Genomic DNA, 12,465 nt, shown 5'->3' with positions numbered 1-12,465 from the left:
AATGATCAGCAACCATGTGGAAACCCTATCGCGGTCGGACTCCCCGACCGGCGACTCGCGCCGCTATTTCCGTCGCGATTGCACGATGAGTTTGGCCTGTTCGAGTTCGGCGAGCGAGAGCGCGGGGACGGGCAGGGGAGCGCGGTCGCGGCTGTGGTCCCGCAGGCCGTCCAGGACCAGAGCCAGATAGCGTCGCCAGGTGTCGGGGTTGACGGGCTGGGTGAACTCGGCGACCGCGCCGATCATGTAGATGAGGGTGTCGAAGTCGGTGGGCTCGGCATCGGGGCGTATCTCGCCCGCTTCCTGGGCGCGGGTGAACAGCTCCACCACGGCGGGTTCGGCACGTGAGGGCTGGCACTCGCGTTGCTCGCGGGTCAGATCCACCCCGCTCATCACCTCGATGAGGCCGCGGTTGACCGCCATGTGGGTGCCCGCGAACTCGAAGAATTGGGCGAGTGCGGTCCACGGATCGGGCTCACGCAACGCGCGGTCGGCGGCCACGGCCATGTCCTGGAAGAACCGTTCGAAGACGGCTTCTACCAGATCTTCCTTGTTCGGGAAGCGTCGATAGATGGTGCCGACGCCCACACCCGCGTGCTGGGCGACATCGGCGAGGGTGACGTCGAGGCCGCGCCTGGCGAAGACTTCGCGGGCCGCGTCCAGGATGAGCTCCCGATTGCGCAGGGCGTCGGCGCGCAACGGGCGGCCGGTCGGGGAGGCAGTGACCTTGCTCATGGTTACATTCTAGCGATTAAGCGGAATAGTCCTTCCACATAAGCGTTGTGTTCGCTAAGTGGAAGAAATCCTCCACATATGGAAGGTGGGCAGCAGCAGCGGACTTCGATAGCTCACGGCAACGGCGCCGCTTGTTCTAGCCATGCAGATCTTTCAGGTTGGTGATCACGTTGTCGAACAACATATTTCGTAGCCATCGCAGGTCGCGGCTGGTGAGTTTCACGCTGGCGGGTGCGACGACGGTTCTGGTCGGCGGTTTCGCGCCCTCTGCGGCGGCCGACCCGGTCGATACGACGATCGGTCTCGGGTCCGCGGGTTTCGATGCCGGAAGCGCCGGTCTCGCCGCTGATTCGGGATGGACGGAACTCGGCCTCGGTAGCGCCGCCGCCGGAAGCGCCGCCACCGAATTGGGGGCCGAAGGTGCGGCCGGGTTGGGAGTCGGGAGCGCCGCGATGGATGGAACAGCAAGTGCCGCAGGAAGTTCGGCATTGGCATCGACAGGCAGTGGCGACGTGCTGCCCCTGGCTCTGGGTGCGGGTAGTGCCGACGCGGGTAGCGCTGGGACCGGTAGCGGGGCTGCCGGTAGCGCTGCCACCGGAAGTGCGGCGATTGGCAGCGCGGGCGTCGGTAGCGCCGCGGTGGGTAGTGCGGCGGTCGGTAGTGCCGCCGTCGGCAGTGCCGTAGTGGGCAGTGCGGGCGCGGGCGCGGCCGCCGGTGGTGTCGGCGGTGGGCTTGCCTTGGGGTTGGGAGCAGTCGGACCGCAAACGCAGTACGGGCCAAGGGAAATCGGCCCGGGTGCCGCCGGGCCGGGGCGTGGTGGGCCGGGTGACTCGCAGGATGCCGGGCCACAGTCGCTGCCGCTCCTGGACTTCGGAGGTGGGGCACCGAGTTCGGATCGCTCCGCCGCGCCGCGCGCCGACTATCCCCGCCCGAGCGGTCATCCGGAGACGGGCGTGGGTGGATTGGTCAGCACCGACCGCGCCATGCTCGCGGTGCTGGGTCTGCTCGCTCTGATCGGTGCCGGGTTCGCGGTGTCGCGCGCCATTCACCCTGCTGCGCAAAGGAACTGACGATGCGAAAGCTCACTCGACTTTCGGTGCGGGAACGCTGGGCGGTGCTGTCGGCGGTGCTGCTCGGCATAGCGGCCGTCCTGCTGTCCCTGGTCATCAGTCCGTCTGCCGCCCGGACAGCGCCAATCGCTGCCGACGCGCGGCTCGATGTGGTACCGCCGTCCCCGTCGCCGCTGGCACGCGCCATTCCGGTGAGCCTGGCCGCGGCGAAGATCGGCCTGGTCACCGACCTCGATCGCATCGGCACCAAACCCGACGGTGATATCGCCGACCCGGCCGGTTTCGCCCGCGCGTCGTGGTTCGCGCCCGGGCCCAGTCCGGGCGAATCGGGCTCATCGGTGATCATCGGGCACGTCGACGACTACCGTGGCCCGGCGGTCTTCTTCCGGCTCAGTTCCCTCGCCCTCGGCGACGAGATCCAGGTCAACCGCAGTGACGGCACCACCGCGAGTTTCGCGGTGTACCGAACTCAGACCGTGCCCAAGGAACAGTTCCCCGCCGATCAGGTCTACCGCGGCGGCGGCCCCAGCGACTTGGCCTTGGTCACCTGCGGCGGAGCCTTTGACACCGCCACGCGCGGCTACCGTTCCAATGTCATCGTCTACACCCGCCTCATCGATCGGCCATGAAATTCGGCGACCACTGCGGGCCGCCGGGCACCTATGACACCGGGAGAGACCATGCGTGACTCGAACTTTCCGGCATCGCCCACCACGCGGCGGCGGTTCCTCGCTCTCGGCGGCGGGCTCGTGGCCGCGGGCGCGCTCGCGGCATGCTCGAGTGGCTCATCGCGCAATCCCGTTCAGCCCGGTTCGGACGCGGTGGCCGCCGCCGAACGGCGACGGCGAGCGGCATCGGCGACCATTCGCGATTTCACCCTGAGCGCTGAACCCGCCACCGTCGATCTCGGCGGGGTACAGGTGCGGACCTGGACCTACGGCGGCTGCCTGCCCGGCCAGGAAATTCGCCTGAGTCGAGGCGAGGTGCTGCGCGCACAGGTCGCCAATGCGCTGCCCGCACCCACCACCGTGCACTGGCACGGCCTCGCCCTGCGCAACGACATGGACGGCACCCCCGACATCACCCAACCGGAAATCGCTGCGGGCGGCTCATTTCCGTACGAATTCACCGTGCCCGATGCGGGCACCTACTGGTTCCATCCGCACGTCGGCGTGCAACAGGATCGCGGACTCTACGCGCCGCTGATCGTCGAAGACCCCGCCGACGGCCGCGACTATGACCTGGAAGCCGTTGTCGTTCTTGATGATTGGCTCGACGGTGTCGACGGTCGTGATCCCGATAGAGAACTGCGGCAATTGCGGGACAAGGGAATGGCTGGCATGGGCGGCATGTCGATGGACATGCCATCTGATCCCAACGCTCCCTTGGGATCCGACACCGGTGACGTGCAATACCCCTATTACCTCATCAACGGCCGCCTCAACACGGACCCCGCGACCTTCACCGCCCGCCCCGGCCAGCGCATCCGCCTGCGAATCATCAACGCCGCCGCCGACACTCCCTTCCGGGTCGCGGTCGGCGGCCATCGCCTGCGCGTCACCCACACCGACGGCTTTCCCGTCCAACCCGTGGACGCCGCCGCCATCCTCATCGGAATGGGTGAACGCTATGACGCGATAGTGGAACTCGCCGACGGCGTCTTCCCGTTCGTTGCCGTTCCAGAAGGAAAATCCGGCCAGGCTCTCGCCCTGATCCGCACCGCCCCCGGCACCCCGCCCCCACTCGATATCCGACCCGCCGAACTGACAACACCTCCGATGACGGCCGACCGGCTCACCGCCATCGACGCGGTCCGCCTCCCGGACAAAGCTCCCGACCGAATCCTGGACCTCACCCTCGGCTCGGACCCGAAACGCTACCTCTGGACCCTGAACGGTCGCACCTACGACACCCGAACCCCGCTGGACGTCACCGAAGGCGAACGCATCCGCCTCCGATTCATCAACTCCACCATGATGTTCCACCCCATGCACCTGCACGGCCACACCTATCAGCAACGCACCCCTAACACCCCCGGCCCGCGCAAAGACACCTCCATCGTCGCCCCGATGCAAACCCTCGAAGTCGACTTCGACGCCACCAACCCCGGCCAATGGATGATCCACTGCCACAACGCCTATCACGCCGAAGCCGGAATGATGACCGTCCTGTCCTACATCTCGTGACCGGGGACGAAGTGGTGGCCGTCCGGTAGGCAGGTGCCGGAACCGAACAGGGCGGTGAGCTGGCGTGCGGTCGCGGGCTGGCGGGCGGCCGTCGCGAGTGCGTGCAGTCGAGCACCGATGCCGGTCAAGGCTTTCGGGTCTGCGGGTACCAGCGCGGCGGATGCGACTCTGCCCAGTCCGTAATCGACTGTGCACGTGAAGAGCCCGTCCCGGCCGAGCGCCACGACGATCGCGGTCCCGCATGTGGGGCAGTCGATCTCGAGTTCCTCGTCGGTAAGGCATATCAGCTTCGAGGCCCACGACGTCTGATCCTCGAAGGCCAGTACCGCCTGAAGATGGCCGACGAAATCCTGTGGGGCGTAGTCGTCTTCATCGGCAGGTCGCGTCAGATCGGATTGCGCCTCGTGGAGCAGCGCCGATATCGCGGTGGCGTATCTTCGGCGTATCTCCGCATTGCCCGCGCCCGCGTTGATGAGGACCCCCGCCGCCAGGGCGATGGCCTCCGATCGTGCGGCGGGCATCCCGTTGGTGGCAGCGTTTGCCAGTGAGGGCAGTGCCGCGCACGCGTCCAGTGCGGCGTGCTGGTGATAGAGCTCATCCCACAGCGGATTCCAGATCGATTGATCGGTTTCGCCGCTGCCCAGCCGAGTCAGCAGGGCGATGGCTTGCGGGCGCAGCGGGCTGGGCATGAGCGCAATTCAACCATCGATCGTGGCTACGAAAGTGTTGGGGTGGATAGTATTTGGGGGGTGTTGGCGCAGTTGCTCGGGACGTTGAGCGGGGTGGTGATCGGTGGGGCGATCACGTTTCTCGCGTCGTATGTCAATGAACGGTCGAAATGGAATCGAAGTCAGGGGGCGCGGTGGGATGAGCGCCGGTTGCAGGTGTATTCGGAGTATCTGATCGTCACCAGGGCGATGCACACCTTGGCCGCGCGATTGGTTCGAATACGCGCGGGGGCGACCGATATCGAGGGAATGGTGTTGCAGGACGGGATTGTTCGCCTGGGGGAGCTGGAGGGGGAGCGGATTCAACGCTGGCAGGAAGCGCAGTTGCTGGGAAGCCCGAAGGCGGTGGCGGTGGGAGACGAACTCAACAGGTGCACTTGGACTTTGGAGTGGTTCGCGCAGGGAGAGATGAGCGGGCAAGATGATTGGCTGCTGATCATTCGGGAGGCTTACCGGCTGCGCAAGGAGTTCGCCATCGCGGCGCGCGGTGATCTGGAGGTCGCGGACACCGAACTGGAGGTGCCGGTGTGGGTGGACTCATGGACACCGCGCGAGCATATGGTCGCGGTTCGGCAACGGGCACAGCCGGTTCCGCAGATCTGATCGACCGGTTCGGTGCAAGCGATGGCCGCGCGGGATGCACGGCCACCGGCCTCGGAGTCAGTTGGGGATATCGGAATTCAGGGCGATATTGACCCAGCTCGGTTCGTTCGGGTCGAGCCGCAGGTGCTGGGGTTTGAGCTGGGTGTCGACCAGTACGGGCAAGATCGGAATGCCCTTGGGGAAGTTGCTGGCGTAAACGTCGATTCGCAATCGGTGACCCGGTTGCAGGACCGCTTCGGTCGGCACCATGGCCACATCGAGCGTGATCGCCTGCCCGGGCACGACCGTCTGGCGTCGGTCGAGATCGATGTAGTACGCGGGGCGCGTGTAGTCCCCGTTGGCGGATTTGGCACTGTTGGCCTCGTCGATCGCGCGCAACGAGGTCACCAGTTGCCCGGAGCTGATTTCCCGGGAATTGCCGTCGGGCGCAACATCATTGACGGTGGCGACCCAGTACCCGTCGATCGCGTCGAGCACCGTGTTCAGGTGCACGCTGATCGGGCCGGACAGGGTGGCGGCCTGGGTCACCGGACCGCTGGTGAAGCTGAGGCCATTGGCTTCCCAGATGCGGGAATCCTCGGTGCAGCCCACGACGAAGGCGGACACTCCGGCGGTGATCCGGGCGGTATCGCGACCGCAGATGCTGAGCAGCCCGGGCGCGACCGTCAGGTCCCGGACACCGTCCTGAAGTGGTTGTTCGGCCAGCCCGCCGTCATAGAGCGAGGTCGGCGCGGTGCCGGACGGGCGGTCATTGAGATACATCCGGCGATAGCTCGCCTCGGGGCGCAGCAGACTGACACCACCGGTGGTCCAGCCGCCGCCCTGCTGCTTCAACGTCAGCGGGCTGTATTTGTCGATGCCGTTGTCGATTCCCTTGAGCCACTTGTCGAACCAAGCGCGTTGCAGCACATCCAATCGCGGCGGCATGCCCGGATGGCCGAATCCGGCCAGCCCACCACCGGTGTGGTAGCCGTCGCCCATGATCAACTTCTTCTGTTCCGCCGGAAGCGGCAGCTTCTCGAAGGCGGTGGTGGGGTTGGCCCCGAAGATGTCGAACCAGGAGTCGGCGATGAAGGTGGGCGCGTCGATCTCGGCCAGATCGATCGTAATCCCCTTGCGGAAAGGCGAATCCGGATCGAGCAACGCGCGCGCCTTGGGGCCCAGCTGATCGGTGTTGAGCGCGGTGTAGCCATTGGCGACGACATCGAGATACGTCGCCGGATCGGCCAGTCGGTCACGCAACCACTGCAACTGCTGGGCGGCATCGAACCGGCCGGACATGACGGCCTCCACATCCGGAGCCATCTTCAGCAGGTTGACCGCGAGCAACCACGGACCGAGGAACGCGGTCCCGATCGCGCCGCCGCTGCCGGCGATATCGTTGAAAACATCGGTGCTGGGCTCGAAGGCGAACACCGCCTTCAAGCCGGGCGGCGCTTGATCCGCGGCTCCGAGCGCGGTGATCCCGGTGAACGAGGTGCCCATGGTGGCGACATTGCCGTCGCTCCACGGTTGCCGGGTGATCCAGTCGATCACCTCCGAGGCATCCTGGCGTTCGCGCTGACCGAAGATCTGCCAATCACCTTCGGAGACACCGGTTCCCCGGATATCAACCTGGACCAGCGTGTACCCGCCCTTGACCAGATCCCAGTCCTGGATGGCGCCCTGAGCCAGTCCGGCATCGAGCTGGCGGGTGAAATCGGTGATCCCGTCCAATCCGCTACCCGGGAAATTCAACGTTGCCAGCCACGGCATCAGCACATCCTCGACGCCCGGAATCTTCAGGATGGTCTGGAGCAGGTTGTAGGTGGCCTTGCCGTACCCCTGCAACTGCAGGACCACCGGACGCTGCCCCGACGCCACCTGCCCATTGACGGTCGGCTGATAGATATCGGCCTTGAGCACCTTGCCGTCGCTCATGGTGATCGGCACCGAAAAATCCGTGCTCATCGCCGAAAACGGTTGCGGCCCATCCACCGCGGCGGTCCAGGCCGCCGCGTAGGGTCCGCCGTCGATACCGGTGAACCCGTCCTCCGCGCGGGCGAGCGCCCCCGCCGCGATCGAGGCCGCGATGGTGGTCGAGACCGCGGTGGCCAGCACCGCTCGCCGCACGAGCCACGATGCTCGCTGTTCAGATTTCACTTCGAAGATCTCCTCTATCCGAACCCGTACGGGTGGATGAAGTAGGGCGTCCGCGGGTGCGCCGGTGTGCGGCGCAACTGTCCGGGTCGGTAAACCGGCGGTAACCGATATTCACACGCGGATGTAACCCGGGCCATAGCGAGATCGTTCAAGTGCGGGAGTCGGTCATGTTGAAAATTCCAAACATTGGCCGCTACGTCAGGAGCCATCGATCGTGCGCAGGTACTGCACTGCCCACCACACCCGCAGCGCGGTATGTGCCGACCGCAGCTCACAGCCGGTGAGCTGTTCGAATCGATCGATCCGGTAGCGAACGGTATTGGGATGCACCACCAATTGCTCGGCCGTCGCGTCGACCCGCATGCCGTTGTCGAGAAAACCGGTGACCGTCTCGATCAGCGCCCGCGCGGAATCACCGCTCCCCAGCGGTGTCAGATAGCGCCGCACGAATTCCGCGCCGATATCGGGATCGGCGGCGATGGTGGGCAGCAGCCCGAGCTGATCGAGGTCGGCGACGCCACTGAGATTGTGCGCCCGTGCCGTGGCGAGCAGCCGCGTGGCCAGGCGAAAGGACCGATCGAGTTCGTCCAGCGGAACGGGTGGCCCGATCCCGATCGACATCTCGGTTCCCAGCGATCGGGTGGCGTCGAAGAAGCCCGCGATACTGCCGTCGATGGTGGCCACGAATACGTGCTGGCCGAATTCGCGTCCCATCGACCACGGCGCGATGACCATGGTCGGATCGCTGCCCGTGGTGCGGAAGGCGCGATACTCACGCCCGGTGTCGAGTCCGAAACGCCGTGCGCGCGCGGCGGCGTCGGCCGGACCCAGGGTGCCGAGCAGCAGCGCGCGGGTGAAGTCGGCGCGCAAATGCCCGTCATGGCGTGCTGCCGCGAGCTGGACATCGCCATGTCCCGCGCTGTACGCGACGGTTGCCTGATCCAGCAGCCCGAGCAGTCGGATGCTCAGGTCGTAGAGCCCGCGATCGCTCACATCGCATTCGGCGGCGGCCGCGGCGAATTCGCCGAGCACCTCATTGACCGCCATGCGCCAGCCGTTATGTAGCTCGGCGAGTGAAACACCCTGCTGCGCACGGGTTTCACCGAAGGCTCGGACGATCGCGCGTTCGGCGTCGTTCAGATCGCGGCCCTCGACCAGCAGGACCAGCGTCAGTTCGATCAGCAGGCGGGTCGCCTCGAAGATCGAGGCCGGTAGCGCCGCGTAGGCCGAGATCTCCGCGCGAGCGCGGGCGACGATCCGCTCGGAGATCTCGCCCGCTCGCATGCGGACCTGTTCGAGGAGCCGCTGTTCGGCCGATCCGGCGGGTCGAGTCGTCATGATCGACCGACCCTACCCAGATTTTGGAACTATCCACAGTGAAAAGTGGCGGCCGTTTGATGATCGAACGGCAATATCGAACGCGATTTCGTCTCAGACGATGTTCCCGGTGGCCATCGACGTCGGCTGATCCTAGGTAGTCTAGGTTTGGTATTAGGGCCCATAGGCAGGAGAACGAATGTCGCCGCGCGTCGGTTTGACCAGGGAGCGGGTCGTCATCGCGGCGGCGGAACTGGCCGATGAGATCGGCTTCGAAAAGCTGACCCTATCCGCGCTCGCGCGTCGACTGGGGGTGAAGGACCCCAGCCTGTATGTGCACGTGCGGAACCTGCACGATCTGCGGGTGCGGGTGGCGATGCTGGCGAGCGTCGAATTGAACGATCGGATCGGTGCCGCTGTGGCGGGGCGGGCGGGTAAGGACGCACTGGTGGCGTTCGCCAACGCGTATCGGGGATATGTACTCGAGTATCCGGAACGGTATGCGGCGACGCAGATTCGGATGGATCCCGCCGAGGTGGCCGATGAGCCCGCGTTGTTGCGCGGCATCGAATTGACCGCGGCCGTATTGCGCGGCTACCAGCTGGGTGAATCCGAGGGGCTGGACGCGGGTCGCTTGCTGCGCAGTACTTTTCACGGTTTCGCCACTCTCGAGGCCGGTGGCGGTTTCGCGCATTCGCGCGCCACCGACGAGTCGTGGGCGCGGATTCTGGACGCGCTGCACACCTCGCTGTCGGAGTGGCCCGCCTACTGAGCGGGGCTGTGCACGCCCAGCAGTTGGGTCGCGACCGAAACCGTGTGGCGAACGAACGCGTCGCGGTCGGTGCCCAGATTGCCTTCGGTCCATTCCACGAATAGCGAGATCAGCGCGCCGAAGAGCGCCGAGAAGCGCATGCGGACCGCGGGGTCGTCGGGGGATCCGGGGAACAGGTGACCCAGTGCGGCGGTGGTGAGGGCGGGAATCGTTTCACGCACGTGGCGGCGCAGGCGCATATCGGCGACGGGTTCGACCAGCAGAATGCGGCACAGTCGTGGGTCGGCCTCCATGGCGCGGGCGGCCGCGTCGACGATCGCGGGAAGATCCTGTGCCGCGACGGCCGGGGCCACGGCCTGTTCCAGTTCGGCGAGCGCCGCGGCATAGACCGCGTGCAGCAGTTCATCGGCGTCGGCGAAGCTCTCGTAGAAGAACTTCTGACTCAGCCCCGCTTCCCGGCACACCGCTCGCATGCCCAGTGCGGCAACGCCTTCCGTGCCGACCACGGATATGCCCGCCGCGATCAGCTGGGCGCGCCGGTCGGCGACTCGGTCGGTGGCGGTGCGACCGCCGTAGCTCCTTGACACATGTCGAACCTATCAGGAACCATCTGCTTCAGAAAGCAGTTGGTTCCAGATGGAGACGCGATGTTCACCGATGCACAATTCCAGCGGGCGCTCGGGCAATCACGCCTGGCACAACCGATTCCATCGATTCTGACCAATCGTGCGGTCCCGGTGCCGGTCCTCGATGAGGATGCGCTCACGGCGATGACCACGACCTGGTTCGCCGAGTACGAACAGAAGATCGACTGGTATGCCGCGCACGGGTTCGATATCGCCTGGACCCTCGACTGGGCCAAGAAGTACTGGTGGAGTTGGCAGGCACGGGATATGAGCCACAACGACGAGCTCTACACCGCAGACCTGCGCTACAAGGACGTCACGACGCTGGGCGCGACCATGGTCGGGCTCGACGAGTTCGTCGCCTACAACTTCGCGTTCTTCGAGGCGATTCCGGATTGGCGATACGACCCGATTCCGGGACAGGCGTACGTGGATATCGATCCGTCGGGCGAGGTCCGAATGGTCGTAAGGTATTACGGCAGTGGTCATTTGGCTGGCCCGCTGAAGCTGCATCCCTACGGCGACGACGCGGTGGCACTGCCTGGAAACGGCGCTTTCGTGCAGTGCACCGCGGTCGACCGCTACCACTTCAACCGGGACCACCTGATGTACGAGGGTGAGACCCTGTACGACCTCATCGACGCGGTACAGACGGCCGGTCTGCTCCCGGGCCCGGCCAGCAGGAAGTTCGCATGGCTCATGCGTGGCGCGGGATTGGCAACCCGGGTCGCGACCACACTGCGGCGATAGCGGGCGTGCGTACTCAGGACCTCGGATCGATCGGGGTCGCGGGCCGGAAGGCCGCCTCGATACTCGCCCCCGCCGCGAGCGCCCGGCGCTCGGCGAACGGTGCGGTGATCAACTGCACCCCGATCGGCAGCCCCGTGCCCGACAGTGCCGCCGGAACCGTAACCGCTGGCAGCGCAAGGTAATTGGCGGCCACGGTCAGGCGCTGAGCGTCGTACATCGTGGCGACCGCCGCGGTCCCGCCCAGGTCGTACCCGACCGCCCATGGCAGTTGTGACGATACCGGTCCCAGCAGGATCGGATACTCGTGCAGGAACTGCGACCATGCCGCGCGCACGCGCAGCCGCTCACCGAGTTCGGAAATGTATCCCGCGAGATCGAGTGGCGGAAACAGTTCGAGCGCGGCACCGAGGAACGCGTTGAGTCCCGCGCTGCCGACCTGGCTCATGAATTCCAGGCGCTGGGGCAGCAATTCGGTGGAAACCAAGCGGCCGTAGGAGGTCGTCGCTTCGATCAGCCGCGGTGGCGTCTGCTCGGTGACCGAATGCCCGGCGTCGGCGAGTGCGTCGGCGGCGCGCCGGACAGCGTCTCGGACCTCGGGGTCGAGACTGCCCGCTCCGCCGTCGAAGGTGACCGCGACTGCGGGCGGTGCGGAATCGGGGCTGTCCAGCACCGGAATCCAGGAGGGGTCGCGCGGATCCGCGGACAGCAGCAGTTCGAAGACCAGCGCGAGGTCACCCACCGAACGCGCCAAAGGCCCTGGCGCGGCGAACAATTGGTTGGTCGGTGTCGGTGCGGGTCCGGGTAGGCTGGATGCCACCGCGACCCGGCCCGGCGTGACGCGCAACGAGGCGACGCCGGTGAAAGCCGCAGGCACCCTGAGTGATCCGCCGAAATCGGTGCCCAGACCCAGCGGCGTCATCCCCGTCGCGACCGCCACCGCGTCACCACCGCTGGAGCCGCCGGGGCTGTGGGAAGCGTTCCAGGGGTTGATGGTTGGACCGTTGGCGTCGTTATCGGTGTGCCAGCGGGTGGCGAAGTCAGGCATATTGCCGCGAGCGATCGGGATCGCGCCCGCCCGCCGCAGCGCCGCGACCGCCGGCGCGTCCTGCGTTGCCACCGCACCCGCGAATGCCCCGACACCCCAGGTGGTCGGGCCACCGGCGATATCGAGATTGTTCTTCACCGTGAACGGCACCCCCGCCAGCGGACCCCGTGGCCCGTCCCTGCGGTCGATCGCGGCCGCCGTGGCGAGCGCGGTATCGACCAGCACCGATGTCGTGGCGTGCACGACCGGATCGATCTCGGCGATCCGTCGCAGATGCGCGGACACCACCTCGGTGGCCGTCACTTCGCGGGCGGCGATCAGGCCCGCCAGGGTTTGCGCGTCGTGGGTCCACAATGCGGTGGACCGAGTGGTCGTCACTACTGACTCCTGAATGGGTTGGCGAGTACGTTCACCCAAACCTTCGGTCCTGCAACGACGATCGATCAACAGGCGTTCGGTCAACGCTTCATCAGCGTGGCTAAACCTTGCGG

Annotated in this window: 12 protein-coding genes; 6 read left to right on the top strand and 6 right to left on the bottom strand. The window is 66.2% G+C overall.

Features of this window, described 5'->3' with window-relative positions; translation table 11 throughout:
- Positions 1–63: 63 nt before the first annotated feature.
- Positions 64–735, bottom strand: a complete 672-nt coding sequence (locus tag ACFVUS_RS26195) for a TetR/AcrR family transcriptional regulator (protein WP_387771687.1) — start codon at positions 733–735, stop codon at positions 64–66.
- Between the two features lie 212 nt (positions 736–947).
- On the opposite strand from ACFVUS_RS26195, the gene ACFVUS_RS26190 reads away from it, so the two are divergent.
- Genes ACFVUS_RS26190 through ACFVUS_RS26180 form a run of 3 tightly spaced genes read left to right on the top strand, consistent with a single transcriptional unit; the run spans position 948 to position 3,991 of the window.
- Positions 948–1,805, top strand: coding sequence for a hypothetical protein (locus ACFVUS_RS26190; protein ID WP_387771684.1), 858 nt, complete (start codon positions 948–950; stop codon positions 1,803–1,805).
- 2 nt (positions 1,806–1,807) lie between these two features.
- Positions 1,808–2,434, top strand: a complete 627-nt coding sequence (locus ACFVUS_RS26185; protein ID WP_387771681.1) for a sortase domain-bontaining protein — start codon at positions 1,808–1,810, stop codon at positions 2,432–2,434.
- A gap of 51 nt (positions 2,435–2,485) precedes the next feature.
- Positions 2,486–3,991 (top strand): multicopper oxidase family protein, encoded by a 1,506-nt coding sequence (locus ACFVUS_RS26180; protein WP_387771678.1) that lies wholly within the window; start codon positions 2,486–2,488, stop codon positions 3,989–3,991.
- Here ACFVUS_RS26180 and ACFVUS_RS26175 read toward each other — a convergent pair.
- A complete protein-coding gene (locus ACFVUS_RS26175) occupies positions 3,979–4,680 on the bottom strand; it encodes a hypothetical protein (RefSeq protein WP_387771675.1) in 702 nt (233 codons plus the stop codon). The two genes, ACFVUS_RS26180 and ACFVUS_RS26175, sit on opposite strands and share 13 nt — an antisense overlap.
- Between ACFVUS_RS26175 and ACFVUS_RS26170 the strand changes: the two genes are divergently transcribed.
- On the top strand, positions 4,657–5,322 hold the full coding sequence (locus ACFVUS_RS26170) for a hypothetical protein (protein WP_387771672.1): 666 nt from the start codon (positions 4,657–4,659) through the stop codon (positions 5,320–5,322). The two genes, ACFVUS_RS26175 and ACFVUS_RS26170, sit on opposite strands and share 24 nt — an antisense overlap.
- A gap of 57 nt (positions 5,323–5,379) precedes the next feature.
- Here ACFVUS_RS26170 and ACFVUS_RS26165 read toward each other — a convergent pair whose 3' ends face one another.
- Complete coding sequence (locus ACFVUS_RS26165; protein ID WP_387771669.1) at positions 5,380–7,464, bottom strand: CocE/NonD family hydrolase; 2,085 nt, start codon at positions 7,462–7,464, stop codon at positions 5,380–5,382.
- Positions 7,465–7,662: 198 nt separating this feature from the next.
- Positions 7,663–8,802, bottom strand: a complete 1,140-nt coding sequence (locus tag ACFVUS_RS26160) for a PucR family transcriptional regulator (protein WP_387771666.1) — start codon at positions 8,800–8,802, stop codon at positions 7,663–7,665.
- Between the two features lie 178 nt (positions 8,803–8,980).
- On the opposite strand from ACFVUS_RS26160, the gene ACFVUS_RS26155 reads away from it, so the two are divergent.
- Complete coding sequence (locus ACFVUS_RS26155) at positions 8,981–9,553, top strand: TetR/AcrR family transcriptional regulator (RefSeq protein WP_387771663.1); 573 nt, start codon at positions 8,981–8,983, stop codon at positions 9,551–9,553.
- On the opposite strand, the gene ACFVUS_RS26150 is transcribed toward ACFVUS_RS26155, so the two are convergent.
- On the bottom strand, positions 9,547–10,140 hold the full coding sequence (locus ACFVUS_RS26150; protein WP_387771660.1) for a TetR/AcrR family transcriptional regulator: 594 nt from the start codon (positions 10,138–10,140) through the stop codon (positions 9,547–9,549). The two genes, ACFVUS_RS26155 and ACFVUS_RS26150, sit on opposite strands and share 7 nt — an antisense overlap.
- A gap of 60 nt (positions 10,141–10,200) precedes the next feature.
- Between ACFVUS_RS26150 and ACFVUS_RS26145 the strand changes: the two genes are divergently transcribed.
- Positions 10,201–10,929: a nuclear transport factor 2 family protein gene (locus ACFVUS_RS26145; protein WP_387771657.1), complete on the top strand. Its 729-nt coding sequence runs from the start codon at positions 10,201–10,203 to the stop codon at positions 10,927–10,929.
- Positions 10,930–10,942: 13 nt separating this feature from the next.
- On the opposite strand, the gene ACFVUS_RS26140 is transcribed toward ACFVUS_RS26145, so the two are convergent.
- Entirely contained in the window at positions 10,943–12,352 is a 1,410-nt protein-coding gene (locus ACFVUS_RS26140; protein WP_387771654.1) for an amidase family protein, read from the bottom strand.
- Positions 12,353–12,465: the final 113 nt, after the last annotated feature.

This window comes from Nocardia sp. NPDC058058 (genome assembly GCF_042885355.1).
Taxonomy (GTDB): domain Bacteria; phylum Actinomycetota; class Actinomycetes; order Mycobacteriales; family Mycobacteriaceae; genus Nocardia.
This window is presented reverse-complemented; position numbering and strand designations above follow the sequence as displayed.

What these genes read in the sequence shown, in the direction of transcription:
- ACFVUS_RS26195 (WP_387771687.1), bottom strand. Translation starts at nt 735, where the DNA reads ATGAGCAAGGTCACTGCCTCCCCGACCGGCCGCCCGTTGCGCGCCGAC.
- ACFVUS_RS26185 (WP_387771681.1), top strand. Translation starts at nt 1,808, where the DNA reads ATGCGAAAGCTCACTCGACTTTCGGTGCGGGAACGCTGGGCGGTGCTG.
- ACFVUS_RS26180 (WP_387771678.1), top strand. Translation starts at nt 2,486, where the DNA reads ATGCGTGACTCGAACTTTCCGGCATCGCCCACCACGCGGCGGCGGTTC.
- ACFVUS_RS26175 (WP_387771675.1), bottom strand. Translation starts at nt 4,680, where the DNA reads ATGCCCAGCCCGCTGCGCCCGCAAGCCATCGCCCTGCTGACTCGGCTG.
- ACFVUS_RS26160 (WP_387771666.1), bottom strand. Translation starts at nt 8,802, where the DNA reads ATGACGACTCGACCCGCCGGATCGGCCGAACAGCGGCTCCTCGAACAG.
- ACFVUS_RS26155 (WP_387771663.1), top strand. Translation starts at nt 8,981, where the DNA reads ATGTCGCCGCGCGTCGGTTTGACCAGGGAGCGGGTCGTCATCGCGGCG.
- ACFVUS_RS26145 (WP_387771657.1), top strand. Translation starts at nt 10,201, where the DNA reads ATGTTCACCGATGCACAATTCCAGCGGGCGCTCGGGCAATCACGCCTG.